This window comes from Nodularia sp. UHCC 0506 (assembly GCF_034931045.1).
In the GTDB taxonomy this organism is placed as follows: Bacteria; Cyanobacteriota; Cyanobacteriia; order Cyanobacteriales; family Nostocaceae; genus Nodularia.
Genome location: NZ_JAYGHH010000005.1, coordinates 38,642 through 52,443, shown reverse-complemented (window position 1 = coordinate 52,443; position 13,802 = coordinate 38,642). Strand labels below are relative to the sequence as shown.

General features: G+C 39.7%; 10 protein-coding genes and 3 pseudogenes. 7 read left to right on the top strand and 6 right to left on the bottom strand.

Annotated features, from left to right (window positions below; translation table 11 throughout):
- Positions 1 to 157: 157 nt before the first annotated feature.
- The 3 genes and pseudogenes from VB654_RS05595 to VB654_RS05585 all read left to right on the top strand — a co-directional run.
- Positions 158 to 454, top strand: a pseudogene (locus tag VB654_RS05595) (ArsR/SmtB family transcription factor); the annotation flags it as partial.
- Positions 455 to 592: 138 nt separating this feature from the next.
- Positions 593 to 1,042, top strand: a pseudogene (locus tag VB654_RS05590) (Clp protease N-terminal domain-containing protein); the annotation flags it as partial.
- 93 nt (positions 1,043 to 1,135) lie between these two features.
- The gene (locus VB654_RS05585; RefSeq protein ID WP_323212560.1) at positions 1,136 to 1,786 is read left to right on the top strand and encodes a type I restriction endonuclease; all 651 of its coding nucleotides are present in this window, start codon (positions 1,136 to 1,138) and stop codon (positions 1,784 to 1,786) included.
- A gap of 53 nt (positions 1,787 to 1,839) precedes the next feature.
- On the opposite strand, the gene VB654_RS05580 is transcribed toward VB654_RS05585, so the two are convergent.
- The gene (locus VB654_RS05580; protein WP_416235663.1) at positions 1,840 to 3,177 is read right to left on the bottom strand and encodes a pentapeptide repeat-containing protein; all 1,338 of its coding nucleotides are present in this window, start codon (positions 3,175 to 3,177) and stop codon (positions 1,840 to 1,842) included.
- Between the two features lie 270 nt (positions 3,178 to 3,447).
- On the opposite strand from VB654_RS05580, the gene VB654_RS05575 reads away from it, so the two are divergent.
- A complete protein-coding gene (locus VB654_RS05575; RefSeq protein WP_323212557.1) occupies positions 3,448 to 4,191 on the top strand; it encodes a tetratricopeptide repeat protein in 744 nt (247 codons plus the stop codon).
- A gap of 29 nt (positions 4,192 to 4,220) precedes the next feature.
- Positions 4,221 to 5,114 (top strand): annotated as a pseudogene (locus tag VB654_RS05570) (SDR family oxidoreductase).
- Between the two features lie 107 nt (positions 5,115 to 5,221).
- Here the strand turns inward: VB654_RS05570 and gcvP are convergent.
- The 3 genes from gcvP to gcvT all read right to left on the bottom strand — a co-directional run bounded on the left by gcvP (position 5,222) and on the right by gcvT (position 9,919).
- Positions 5,222 to 8,101: an aminomethyl-transferring glycine dehydrogenase gene (gene gcvP, locus VB654_RS05565; protein ID WP_416235662.1), complete on the bottom strand. Its 2,880-nt coding sequence runs from the start codon at positions 8,099 to 8,101 to the stop codon at positions 5,222 to 5,224.
- A 190-nt stretch (positions 8,102 to 8,291) separates the two neighbouring features.
- On the bottom strand, positions 8,292 to 8,681 hold the full coding sequence (gene gcvH / locus VB654_RS05560; protein ID WP_323212555.1) for a glycine cleavage system protein GcvH: 390 nt from the start codon (positions 8,679 to 8,681) through the stop codon (positions 8,292 to 8,294).
- 101 nt (positions 8,682 to 8,782) lie between these two features.
- Positions 8,783 to 9,919, bottom strand: a complete 1,137-nt coding sequence (gcvT, locus tag VB654_RS05555; protein ID WP_323212553.1) for a glycine cleavage system aminomethyltransferase GcvT — start codon at positions 9,917 to 9,919, stop codon at positions 8,783 to 8,785.
- A 267-nt stretch (positions 9,920 to 10,186) separates the two neighbouring features.
- Here gcvT and VB654_RS05550 point away from each other — a divergent pair, with 267 nt between their 5' ends.
- On the top strand, positions 10,187 to 10,681 hold the full coding sequence (locus tag VB654_RS05550; protein ID WP_323212552.1) for a pentapeptide repeat-containing protein: 495 nt from the start codon (positions 10,187 to 10,189) through the stop codon (positions 10,679 to 10,681).
- 138 nt (positions 10,682 to 10,819) lie between these two features.
- Here the strand turns inward: VB654_RS05550 and VB654_RS05545 are convergent, their stop codons facing one another.
- Entirely contained in the window at positions 10,820 to 11,077 is a 258-nt protein-coding gene (locus VB654_RS05545; protein WP_323212551.1) for a hypothetical protein, read from the bottom strand.
- Between the two features lie 6 nt (positions 11,078 to 11,083).
- On the bottom strand, positions 11,084 to 13,333 hold the full coding sequence (locus tag VB654_RS05540) for a DNA methyltransferase (protein WP_323212550.1): 2,250 nt from the start codon (positions 13,331 to 13,333) through the stop codon (positions 11,084 to 11,086).
- A gap of 104 nt (positions 13,334 to 13,437) precedes the next feature.
- Here VB654_RS05540 and VB654_RS05535 point away from each other — a divergent pair, with 104 nt between their 5' ends.
- The gene (locus VB654_RS05535) at positions 13,438 to 13,740 is read left to right on the top strand and encodes a helix-turn-helix transcriptional regulator (RefSeq protein ID WP_323212548.1); all 303 of its coding nucleotides are present in this window, start codon (positions 13,438 to 13,440) and stop codon (positions 13,738 to 13,740) included.
- Positions 13,741 to 13,802: the final 62 nt, after the last annotated feature.

Below are 13,802 nucleotides of genomic sequence, written 5' to 3'. Positions count from 1 at the left end.
ACATTCAGCTAAGAAATTTCCCAGGAATAAAATCCCCAATTTGTAGGGTGGGTTAGGACGATAGTCCGTAACCCACCACTATCCCTGAAATTTATTCAGGCTTAAATTGATTTCTGCAAGACTATTCAAAGTATTCAACCGGATTTGATATCACACTATGTTTGACATTGGTTCTTATTTCGATTATTCTAGAAATATGAAAAATCTCAATCAAAAAGACACAGCGCAGTATGCAGACATTTTTGCCGCACTGGGGTCAGAATCTCGATTGGAAATTATGCGATTAATGTTTGCAACTTACCCAGAGGGGATGACAGTAGGAGAGATTCAGGAAAAGCTGAAAATTCCGAACTCAACGCTATCACACCATTTAGAAAAGTTGCGAAATGAGGGATTAGTGACTTGCCAAAAAGATAAACAATTTCTCTGGTATTCAGCGAATGCCCAGACAATGGAGGATTTGTTGTCATTTTTGACTACAGGCAAAACCAAGAGCGATCGCATCCCGGAATCATTTGATAATACATTCACACAGGAAGGATTTATGATTGAAAATTTTTTTGCGTCTATTTTTGAGAGACTTTTTGGCTTGATATCTGAGAGATTCCATCTCAAAGGGTTTGAGAGATTTACCGCCAAAGCGATCGCAGTTATTAGTACAGCTCAAAGTGAATCCCGCCGCTTAAGTCACAACTACATTGGCACAGAGCAAATTTTGTTGGGATTAGTCAGAGAAGGTAGTAATGCTGCCGAGATTCTCAACTCTATGGGAGTAAATTTAGAAAATGCTCAAATAGAAGTAGAAAAAATTATTGGTAGAGGTAACAAACTTACACCTGTAGATATTCCCTTTACTCCCAGAGCCAAGCAGGTTTTGGAACTATCGGTTGCAGAATCTCAAAAACTTGGTCACAACTACATTGGTACAGAGCATCTGCTGTTGGGTATTCTCCGTGAAGGTGCAAAAAGTATAGGACAGGGAGTAGCAATTAAGGTTTTGCAAAATCTGCGAGTAGACTTAGTTTCTTTAGAACAGCGACTACAAGCAGCTTTGAGTTAACGTGAATTTAACATCATCTAGATCCTCATCATCTCCCCAATTCACAACAAAAAGAACACTGGCGGTAAAGAAATAATGACACAGGTAAAAGCAATCACAGAAGCAATTACCAGCTTGAGTGAAGTACATACTCGCTTTGGCTTAACTCGTATTGAGTCAGAGCAATTTTTCCCAGAGTGGTCTAGTGAATTACCCCAAATTACCGAAACAGAAACAGCCTCCCTAGATGTACTACGCCGGAGATATCTGTACCATCGTGGCGAAGGTAATTTGTTGGAGGGAACAGTGATGTTACTGATGGTGTCGCCTTTACTTGCACTGTCTGGATTTTACGACCCTCCTTTTAGGATGAAAGCAGAATCATCCGTAGATTTGGTACTAGATGATGGTGAGGAAGTGCTGCGTGGTCGAATTGATGTTTTAATACTACAAAATCAGTTGTGGGTGATGGTATTAGAGTGCAAAAAAACCACACTTTCGGTTTGGTCAGCTCTACCGCAGGCCTTAGCTTATCTAATGGCTAACCCCCAACCTGATAAACCTGTGTTTGGTATGGTAACAAACGGGGACGACGTTCTATTTATCAAAGTAAAGCGAGAAGTAGAAACACCACAATATGACTTGTCACGGGTCTTTGCTTTGTTTACATCTGCCAAAGAACTGTACAACATTTTGCAAATTCTCAAGCGTATTGGTCAAACAATCTGTGATACTGATTTACCGTAATCTGCTTTCATTCAGGGGGGAAAACTTTGCACCAGTAACACAATTTTTTTCCCTCATCTTCCCAATTTATTCTCAATACCTTCACAACCGCCGGGAATAGTGGCGCGAGTTTTTTCACCACCCCAAGCACAACAGTAATGACGAGTCATCTCAGGTAGACGCTGGACGTTGGTAAAATCGGCATTTTCCACCACAGCCCCAGTGTGTTCACCAGTTTGGTAGTTTGGTGGTTCGGTGCGACTGCGGGGTGATGCTTTTTCTAGTGAACCATAGAAGAAACGAGTTCCATTTAAATCAGCACCACTGAGATTAGCACCGTATAAGATAGTGCGGGCGAGATTAGCTTTGACTAAATCACAATTGCTGAGATTACCGCGCACCAGATTAGCTTCACTCAAATCAGTCCAACGTAAATCGTTACTAGAAAGGTCTGCTGCGGCTAACATCACGCCTAAGTCGATGACGCGGACACCTTCTAAGCGGTCTTCCGCGTAACCACCCATACCGTCAAGAATGGCTCTACCTAAGCGGCGATCGCGTTTTAAGGGAGTCAGCAATTTGGAACGAGAAAGAAAACGGATAATTTTCGCTTTCCCACTGCCATCTACACTACTAAATATAGCTGCGGTACGTCCTTCTGCGATCGCTCTTTCTTGTGGCCAATCTTCTAATAATCCTTCTTCATCTAATACTAAATCTGAAATCCCCTGGAAATAGGAATCTATGGTTTGCTGCTGAGTAATAATATTTTGCTGAACTGTGAGCAGGTTTTGCTGAATTGTCAAGTCTTTGGAAATCACATATTGTCGCCATGCGACATAAACGGCAACAATGGCAATGGAAATTTGCCCCAAGGCTCCAAACCATTCTGCTAAAGTACCAGAAGCTTCCCAGCCAATTTGCTTGAGCCATATCTGCAAGCGATCGCCTAATCCCGTAAATTTCAATAAGCCGATCATCCCTACAACTAGACCAACAAAGGCGATAAACAGCGTCCTATCTTGGGCATAAAACCACTTTTTTACCACATATTGCCACCAAGGTAACAACATCGTCAGGGATAAAACTAAAGTGATCGCTGTTCCTAAGATGCCAATAATCCAGTTATTGATTACCAGTCCGACAAAAGTGATGGCGATCGCTATGAGAGTTAATAGTAATGCCCTGGGCTTGACTGTGAATTGACTAATAGTGTAATGCTTTATATTTGAATGGGCTTGTTGCCAAGCATTTGTATTTTGCGGCGATTGCAAAGACGCAATTTTTGTTAAAGATTCTTTTGTGGCTAGTGCTTCTGGGGTTAAGTGATTTTTCTCTATCCCACTGTCAAAATCATCTGCGGGTAAAGGTTCTGGATTTGGTGGATGGGGGGAGTTAGATTCAGTCATTATGCTTACTATTTTGACCCAACAGGCTGAGATTTGTTGTCTGGCAAATTCATATCAGGTTGACATCAAATTTTGTTGTCAAGTCCCTACCGCAATGTATTTGAGTTCAACTTCAAAAAATTATATTTCGTTTACCTAATAATTATGTTTAGGTTATTTAGTAAATTAATTTACCATATAAGAAAAACTTAATTAAAAAATCAAGCCTTTTTTGATAATATTAGGAAACTTCAAGATATTTGAAGATTGTTTGATGAATTGTGTAGGTAGAGCATGGTTTTTTGGCGTTGCTTAATTGTCTCCAGTGTAATTAGTTTTTTTACGGTTGGCTGTGGTGATGGTACAGGAACATCAACGAAATATGCTACGCAAGTAGTACAAGAAATTAATGTTGCCCAGCTACTGACAGAAGCTAAGGCTACCCAAAAAGGGCAAAATTTATTTGATCAAGCTAATAGTTTACTAGATACGCAACGCTACCAAGATGCTGTTCAAGTCTATGATCAGGCGATCGCGGTTCAGCCGCATAATCCTGACACTTGGATAAATCGTGGCAATGCGCTGATATCATTGCAGCTGTACCAAGAAGCATTAGCATCTTATGATCAGGCGATCGCACTGCAACCGGATAAAGACGAAGCTTGGTATAACCGGGGTAATGCCTTAACAGCATTGAATAAACACTTAGAAGCATTAGAATCTTATGATAGAGCGATCGCCCTCCAGCCAAACAAGCATGAAGCCTGGATTAACCGAGGAATTGTCCTGACAAAACTGCAAAAATACTCAGAAGCATTAGTATCTTATAATCAGGCGATCGCAATTCAGCCCGACAAGCATCAAGCCTATTATAATAAAGCCTGTGCTTATGCCTTACAGGAAAATATTGATTTAGCAATTGAGAATCTGCAAAAAGCCATAGCACTGATTCCTGGGAAGTATGAAGAGTTAGCAAAAAGTGACCCAGATTTTGATAAAGTGCGGAATCATGAACAGTTTAAAAAAATAATTCAATAATTATTGTAGAGTGCATCATAACTCCATTAATGAAAAAAATCTTAATCACCGGAGCCAGTGGTTTTTTAGGGTGGCATCTTTGCCAATTAGCAAAACAAGAATGGGAAGTTTATGGTACTTATTGCACCCATTTTATAGAATTACCAGGCATCAAAATACTGCCAGTTAACTTAACAGATTTTTCAGACTTAAAACGCCTCTTCAATGATATTAAACCCAATGCAGTAATTCATACAGCCGCGCGATAGCTACGCTCGCCGAAGGCATCGCAACCGAACTATTGTCAAACTCATCCCCAAGAAACCCAGACAATTAATGTCACAGCATCCTGTAACATTGCCGGACTTTGTGCAGATTACGCCATCCCTTGCGCCTTCACATCAACAGACCTAGTATTTGATGGTTTAAAAGCACCCTATAGCGAAACAGATTCTGTGTCTCCTGTCAATACTTACGGCGAACAAAAAGTCATGGCTGAAACAGGAATGTTAGAACGATATCCCATGACAGCAATATGTCGAATGCCCTTAATGTTTGGTAGAGAAACACCCACAGCCAAAAGCTTTATCCAACCATTTATCCAAACCTTAAAAGAAGGCAAAGAATTAAAATTATTCAGCGATGAATTTCGCACCCCAGCCAGTGGAATCACAGCCGCCAAAGGCATTTTATTAGCATTAGAAAAAATCAACAGCTACATTCATCTAGGAGGAAAAGAGCGAATCTCACGCTACGATTTCGGAAAACTACTAGTTGAAGTATTCCAACTCCCACAAACCGCACTTAAAAGTTGCCAACAGCAAGACGTACAAATGGCAGCACCCAGACCAAAAGACGTATCCTTAGATAGTACCAAAGCCTTTGCATTAGGGTATCAACCCCTACCCATAAAAACAGAACTAGAACAAATACAAAAAATATAGTTCATCCTCTGCGTCCTCTGCGTCTCTGCGGTTCGATAAAAAAAACACCCCTCGCCTTGACAAAGAGAGGGGTTAGGGGTTAATTTCTTAATTAAATCAGTCCTAAATTACTGATAAGCCTCCATTGGCAGACAAGAACAAACAAAATTGCGATCGCCAAAAGCCGCATCAATCCTCCCTACATTCGGCCAGAACTTATACTCACGCGTCCAGGGTGCAGGATAAGCAGCTTGTTCACGAGAATAGTCATGATTCCATTCACCCAAAATCAAACTTTGGGCAGTATGAGGTGCATTCTTCAAAAGATTATCTTGAATGTCCATCTTCCCAGATTCAATTGCCGAAATTTCTCCCCGAATAGCAATCAAAGCCTCACAGAAACGATCTAACTCTGCTTTCGACTCGCTTTCCGTCGGTTCCACCATAATCGTACCCGCCACAGGCCAAGAAACAGTGGGCGCATGGAAACCATAATCTATTAACCGCTTGGCAATATCATCGATTTCGATACTCGCAGATTTTTTCAGCAACCTTAAATCTAAAATACACTCATGGGCAACTAAATCATTTTTCCCCTTATACAGCACCGGATAATAATCCTTGAGTCTGTGAGCGATGTAATTAGCATTGAGAATTGCCACCTTAGTTGCATGAGTCAAACCCTCAGCCCCCATCATGGCAATGTACATCCAGGAAATCACTAAAATACTAGCACTACCCCAAGGCGCAGCTGCCACAGCCCCAATCTGAGAATGCTGATTTGTGGGTATAACAGGATGTCCAGGAAGGAACGGGACAAGATGTTCCGCCACACCAATTGGCCCCATACCAGGGCCACCACCACCATGAGGAATACAAAAAGTTTTGTGCAGATTTAAATGACAGACATCAGCGCCAATATCACCAGGACGGCAAATACCCACTTGGGCATTCATATTCGCCCCATCCATATAAACTTGTCCACCGTGACCATGCACAACAGCGCAGATTTCCTGAATTCCTTCCTCAAACACACCATGAGTTGAAGGATAAGTCACCATTAAAGCGGCCAGTTGCTGACTGTGTTTTTCCGCCTTCGCTTTTAAATCATCCAGGTCAATATTACCATCGGCATCACAAGCAACAGCAACCACCTTCATCCCACACATCACCGCACTAGCTGGATTCGTTCCATGTGCTGAAGAGGGAATCAAACAGATATTCCGGTGTCCTTCCCCACAAGTTTCGTGATATTGACGAATCACTAAAAGTCCGGTGTATTCCCCTTGAGAACCAGCATTAGGTTGGAGAGAAACACCTGCAAATCCTGTAATTTCTGCCAACCAGGCCTCAAGTTGTTGGAACAGAATTTGATAACCCCGTGTTTGGGATGGTGGCGCAAAAGGATGAATCTTACCAAATTCCTCCCAAGAAACCGGAATCATCTCAGATGTTGCATTCAACTTCATTGTGCATGAACCCAAAGGAATCATCGATGTAGTTAAAGATAAATCCTTGGTTTCTAGCTGATGCAGATAACGCAACAACTCAGTTTCTGAATGATAGCGATTGAATACAGGATGAGTCAGATAGTTACTGGTACGAGGTAAGAGTAGGTGAGAAGATGGGGATAATTCTTCTATAGTAAAGGGTAGATGATCAGTACCTGCGAAAATCTGCCAGAGGTCAATGACATCTTCTGCTGTGGTGGTTTCGTCTAGGGAAATACCCACAGATGTCGCATCAAAAATCCGCAGATTAATATTTCGCCCTTGACAAGCTTCCAGAATACCTTCAAAAGAGTTTGTACCTAATTCCACTCGCAGCGTATCAAAGAAATGTTCAGAACCAATGTTGTAACCCAGTCGCTTCAATCCTGTTGCCAAAGTTACAGTTAACTGGTGAACATTCTCGGCAATATTTCTGATACCATCCGCACCATGATATACAGCGTACATACTTGCCATTACTGCCAATAACACCTGTGCCGTACAGATATTACTCGTAGCTTTTTCGCGGCGAATGTGCTGTTCACGGGTTTGCAAAGCTAGACGTAAAGCGGGTTTACCTTGAGCATCTTTTGATACTCCGACAATTCGCCCCGGAACTTGCCGTTTATACTGTTCTTTCGTTGCGAAGTATGCCGCATGAGGTCCCCCAAACCCCAACGGAATACCGAAGCGCTGGGTACTTCCCACAGCAATATCAGCCCCAAATTCTCCTGGTGGTGTCAGTAAAGCTAAACTTAAGGGGTCTGCTGCTACCGTTACCAATGCACCCTCAGCATGGGCTTTTTCAATAAAAGCGCGGTAGTCATAAATCGTGCCATCACTGGCGGGATATTGCAGAATAGCCCCAAAAATTGGTTCAGTAAAATCATAAGTCTGATGATCACCAATAATGATCTTAATTCCCAAGGGTTTAGCCCTGGTTTGCAACACATCGATAGTTTGGGGATGGCAATCATCAGAAACAAAATAAGCATTTGCCTGATTTTTGCACACACCATAACTAAGACCCATGGCTTCTGCTGCGGCTGTCGCTTCATCCAATAACGAAGCATTGGCAATTTCCAACCCTGTCAGGTCAATAATCATCGTCTGGAAATTCAGCAGCGCTTCCAGTCGCCCTTGGGCAATTTCTGGCTGATAGGGAGTATAGGCTGTATACCAACCAGGATTTTCCAGAATATTGCGTTGAATTACTGGAGGGGTGATGCAGTCGTAATATCCCGTACCGATATATGAACGGCACACCTGATTTTTAGCAGCAATTTGTTTTAATTTTGCCAGTGCAGCATACTCACTTTGCGCTGCTGGTAACTTCAGCGTTTTGTTCAACCTAATACCCTGCGGTACGGTTTTGTCAATGAGGGAGTTCAGATTTTGTAAACCCAAAACCTCAAGCATTTGCTGGATGTCATCAGAGTTAGGGCCAATGTGTCGTTGTACGAAACTACTTGACTTTTGACTCCTTTGACTGATTGGTGAATGGCTGGATTTCGGAATAGTTGGGGAATGTACCACAAGTTGAACTCCAAACGTAACTATTTCATATTTTGCAACAAATACTCCTAACAAGTGGGAGTCACAGATTAATTCATCTAAATTTCATGGCTGATGTTTGAACGTCGTTGTTTGATCAATTGCATAATTTAGTGAAAAGTCAAAATTACTTCTGACCTTTCACTCAGCACTCTTACTCGCCTTCTACCAAGGCGCGATACTCATCGGCTGTTAAAGCATCCAGTACTTCATCCGCATCATTGACACGCACTTTTAAGAACCAAGCTTCGCCATAAGGGTCTTCTGCTACTTCTTCGGGAGATTCAATTAAAGCTTCATTGCGTTCTATGACTGTGCCGGTTACTGGTGAATTCAGGTCTTCAACAGCTTTCACAGATTCAATAGTGCCAAAAGTTTCCCCCTTGGTAACAAGTTCGCCAATGTCTGGTAGTTCCAAAAATACGACATCACCCATTTGGTCTACAGCAAATTCAGTAATGCCAATAGTGCCAATGTCACCATCTAGCCGCACGTATTCATGAGTATCCAGGTATCTAAAATCCTGCGGATATTCAAAAGACATATCAGTGTTCCTTCGGTATCAAAATAGTTAGCGCCCCAAAGTTATCCAAGTTATGGTCGGTAATTAACCATAGTTGAGATTGAGTAACTCAAAACACATTATCAGCTAGTGACACGATTTTTGGAGCGATAAAAAGGACGTTTTACTACAACCCCTGGGTAAGTTCTGCCCCGAATTTCTACAGATAGCTGTTCACCCACCTTTGCAAGAGTCGTGGGAACGTAGGCTAAGGCTATGGGATAACCCAATGTAGGGGATAATGTGCCACTGGTAATTTCTCCCACGACTTCACCTGCTGATAAAATTGGGTAGCCATGACGGGCAATATTACGCCCTGACATTTGTAAGCCGATTAATCGCTTCTGCACTCCATCGGCTTTTTGCTGGGCTAAAACTTTTCGCCCGATAAAATCACCTTTGGTATCGAGGTGAACTAGCCAACTCAAACCTGCTTCTAAGGGTGTGGTGGTGTCGTCAATATCTTGTCCATAAAGTGCCATTGCTGCTTCTAGTCGCAGGGTATCTCTAGCACCTAGTCCGCAGGGAGTAACGCCAGCTTGATGGAGTCTTTGCCACAATTCTACTCCCACATCTGGATCTAGCATGACTTCAAAACCATCTTCGCCGGTGTAACCTGTGCGGGCTATAAAGGCAGGTTTACCCAATATTGACGCTTGGAGGTGTCCAAAGGCCTTGATTGGTTGTAAGTCTGATTCTACTAAGGGCTGGAGATATTTAACTGCTTTTGGCCCTTGGATTGCAATTAAAACTTTTTCTGGTGACAGGTCTTGAAATTCCACCTGATTTAAATCAAGTTCTTGCAATAACCATGCTTTATCTTTAGCTGTGGTTGAGGCATTGACAACAATCGCTGCCTGTTGTAAGCCAGTGGTATCTTCACCTTGATAATAAACAATGATGTCGTCAATAATTCCCCCTTGGGGATTTAGCAATACGGTGTATTGCGCTTGACCTGGTTGCAATCGATTCAAGTCTGAAGGTACTAAACGCTGAAGTTGGTCAATGAGGTGTTTACCTTGGAGGGTAAATTTGCCCATGTGGGAAATATCGAACATCCCAGCAGCGTTTCTCACAGCTTCGTGTTCCCGGCTAATACCAGCAAATTGTACAGGCATTTCCCAACCACCAAAGCTGGTAAAGCGGGCTTTGAGTTCTGCACCTAGTTGATATAGGGGGGTTCGCGCTAGGGATTGGGTGATGTCTTGTTGATTAGCCACAGGTATTTTTGCGATCGCACGTCAATATGGTCAATATCTATATATCCTAAGAGATGGTTGATACTTTGACAGGCAAGCGTGTCGCAGGGCGGAAGTCAAAAATCAAAAGTCCAAAGTCAAACAACTTATTTTATGGGCTTTTCATTGACTGGAAATGGTTGGTTTATTTAGACGATTTACAAATCTCTGGCAAATCACAACAGTTGGAGTTAGCTGTAAGGTTTAATAGTGAATAGTGCAATTGTTGAGATTTGTTAACAAAAGATTATGAAGTATTGGCAACTACTGGCTAGCTGTGTTTTAGCTATGGTTCTGTTTTTGTTTCCCCCATTGGCACAAGCTGCTAGTTCTTCTAGCGTTAACAGTTATATGAGTGAGGAAGGTGAGGTAAAGGATTACTCTGGTCAAGATTTGGTGGGATCTGAGTTTACCAATGTAATTTTAGAGAATACTAATTTTAGCAATGCTGATTTCCGTGGCGGCGTGTTTAACGGTTCTGTGTTGGAGGGAGTGAATCTGCATGGTGTCGATTTCAGTAATGGTATTGCCTATTTGACACAATTTAAGGGTGCTGACTTAACTGATGCGGTATTTACCAATGCCATGATGTTACGTTCTGTTTTTGATGATGTTGACATCACGGGGGCTGATTTTACCAATGCAATTTTAGATGGAACGCAGATTAAAAAACTTTGTACTCAGGCTAGTGGGGTGAATTCTCAGACTGGTGTGGATACTCGTGAATCTTTGGAATGTAGATAATAAAGCACGGGGCAAATAAAATTCGGATGGGCAAGATGCCATAGGTGTCAAGTTCAGGCATCAGCCCAGATGTCAAGTGACCTAGCAGCAGTTCGTCGGTGTCGTTGACAAACGGCTTTGACCAGACCCATAGAACGATCAATGTTCCACAAGCCAAGGAATAAGTTGTAACTCTGGGTTCAGTAAAAGTGCGTAGTTAAAAAAATACAACCTGCGGATAGCTGCTAGGCGCTCTATTACTTGCTCAAACAAAAGAGCAAATAGTGTAGCCGGTAAGCTATTGAGTCTTTGAGACAAAGCTTGTTTAGAGACTTTCGTCATTTTTACCCACATCAATCCTTCCACCTCCAGCACCCGTAAGACATCTGTTAAGTGTTGTACTTGTCGATACACCATACTCAACTACATTAGATTTAGTTGTATCCCATCTAATGTTTGTTTATTTAGTAAATTTAGTGCTAAATCACAATATTTTTTATGCAGTTCGATATTTATAGATTTTCGAGACATTTTCACGGCACATCTACCTGTCGTCATACTGCCAGCGAAAGGATCTAATACAGTTTCTTCTGGAGAGATAAGAGAAAAAAGTAAATTGGGTATTGCTTCAGGAAATGGTGCAGTATGACCATGAACGTTTTTACCTCTAACCATTTTCATTACAGGTTTTTCTTTAATTATTTTGGGAATATTTGAAATTTCAAAAGATGGCTCTCCTTTTGAAAAAACTAAAATATGTTCCCAGCAATTTAATGGTGCTTGATAATAAGGCGAGTGATTACCATGATTAAAATTTCTATTTCCCTCTATTTCACCTTTATCCCATGCAATATTCCCAATATGTTGAAAACCAATATGTCTAAAAATAAAGCTAATATAACTACTCAAAATTACTCTTTTTTTCCCCATATCAGAAAAAACAATAATCCTCTCATTGTCGAAATAATCGAATATATTAAACAGGTATGGAGAACCTTTTTTTAAGCACCTAAAAACTTCTTTAGCAATATTATACATATCATATAAATAGCAATAAATATTTGTCCATTGAGAATAATCCCTGGCGTTATAATAAGGTGGCGATGTTACAGCACCACCGATTGATTCACTTTCCAAATTACAAAGTATTTCAAATGCTCCATTGTTATATAGTGCCAAATTTGGAAGAGAAGATAAATTACATAATATTTTCTTTTCCTCTTTGCTTCTATTTACTAAAAATCTTTTAAAAAATGACATTTGTCTATATTTATCATAACCAGTGTTGTCTATGCTTTCATATTCAATATATTTCTTATACTTTATGTTTCTGCCAAATCTTTCCTGCTTAATTATTTCTTGGCTTGTGTATATTACTACCGTATCATTGTATAGGGAGTAACATTTTATCAAGAAATCCAAAATTTCTTGGCTTGAAGATATTTCTACTACATCTCTTCTCCAAGCTTTTAATATGTCTTTTTCTATGATGTTATTGTCATCTAAAATGGCTTGCTGTCTGATTATTGCAGAAAGAGAGTAACGCTTTCCCCTATTATATTTACTTTTTTCGCCACAAAATATATTTGTGCATTCCCAGCTTCTAACACCAATTATAGGATAAGAGTTACCCTGAATATTAAACGTCCTACATTTCGGACATGGTATTGGAGTTTCATCTCGTTCATTCTTTTCAAAAAGAAGAACGCATTTTTCATAATTATTTTCATATACAAGATAACAATCTTTATATGTAAAACCTTCATTTGCATTATAAAACTTACATTGTTTTTTGTCTAAATTTTTAATATATTCTTCTGTTTGCTTTTCAATTTCTTTCCATCTAAAATAAGTACGGTCTATAGGTTGCTCTATAAATTTCTCGCTGAATATTGCTATATCTGCTATTAAGCTCCATTTACAAGAAAATTTGTCCCCAATAATGATTGCGAAGTAGCAATGATTGGTTAATTGTGAATATATTTCTCGGATTAAATATATAATGATATTTAATATATTTTTATACTCTAAATTCGGATCGATAAGGTTATCTAAATCAAGAATTATTAACCTATTTTCTCTTGAAACCTGAGATTCATGAAAATATTTCAGATGATCCCAGTAGTGATTAAAATACTTAAGCTGACAATTTTTATTTAATGCTTGATGAACATCTTTTTCTAATAAAGAAAAATAAATATAAGAGCAAAAAATAGATTCTATTACTAAATGAGATTTCTTGTCTTCCTGTAAATATTTATCTAAATCAATTAAGCTCTTATTTCTTTTTTCTTCAATTTGATCCAACAAGGTATCTAGCTTACTATATATTGATAATTTTGTAGCAAACCAACTTGGGAAATCTACTATAGGATGATTTATAGCATCTTCTATCTTTATTTTTTCGTGATAATTAAAAATAATTCCCTTACTAGCTGAATTATCAATAAATAAGCGATAAATATGTTTATTCAATTCAAGTCTTTCATTAATTATAAATATTAGATTGTTTTTGATAACATTTTTAGTTTGAATATTTTCATGATAAACAAGACTTAAAAATTTTTCAAGTTCTTGAAATAACTCTGCTGATGGCTGCCACTCTGTATGTGTCCATTCTTTGAAAGAGGATAATAATTTATGAGCTACTGAAGATACTGATTTTTCTTGCATTTGATTAACCTCATATTTTAAATTACTGCTAATATGCGAATTTCGCATATTTGTTGTCTTTATGTCAAGCTTTAATTTATAACTATCCGTAATGCTAAATTCGCATGACTGAGCCAGATCGTTTGCCCAGTATGGAAAAAAATCAATTAGGCTTCCCAACAGAGGCAACATACCAGAAAACGATCTTTCGTTGTGAGTATATACAGTTACTTAAGATACTGAAAAGCATACGTGAAAAGCAAGGTCTTTCACAGGCCGAACTTGGAATGCTAGTTGGTCAAGATCAGACGTTTGTTTCAAAGTACGAAAACTGTGTCCGAAGGCTCGACATTATAGAAACGTTAGATATTTGTCGCGCGCTTGAAATAAGTATTCACGATATCATTGAGGAGCTAAACCAAGAATGAAAATCGGTCAATATCCAGAAAATAGCAAGGATTGGTCTGAGGAAAATTGGCGTAGTCTATTA

Coding starts and splice junctions, on each gene's coding strand:
- VB654_RS05575 (WP_323212557.1), top strand. CDS start 3,448: ATGGTTTTTTGGCGTTGCTTAATTGTCTCCAGTGTAATTAGTTTTTTT.
- VB654_RS05585 (WP_323212560.1), top strand. CDS start 1,136: ATGACACAGGTAAAAGCAATCACAGAAGCAATTACCAGCTTGAGTGAA.
- VB654_RS05545 (WP_323212551.1), bottom strand. CDS start 11,077: ATGGTGTATCGACAAGTACAACACTTAACAGATGTCTTACGGGTGCTG.
- VB654_RS05540 (WP_323212550.1), bottom strand. CDS start 13,333: ATGCAAGAAAAATCAGTATCTTCAGTAGCTCATAAATTATTATCCTCT.
- gcvH (WP_323212555.1), bottom strand. CDS start 8,681: ATGTCTTTTGAATATCCGCAGGATTTTAGATACCTGGATACTCATGAA.
- VB654_RS05550 (WP_323212552.1), top strand. CDS start 10,187: ATGAAGTATTGGCAACTACTGGCTAGCTGTGTTTTAGCTATGGTTCTG.
- VB654_RS05535 (WP_323212548.1), top strand. CDS start 13,438: ATGACTGAGCCAGATCGTTTGCCCAGTATGGAAAAAAATCAATTAGGC.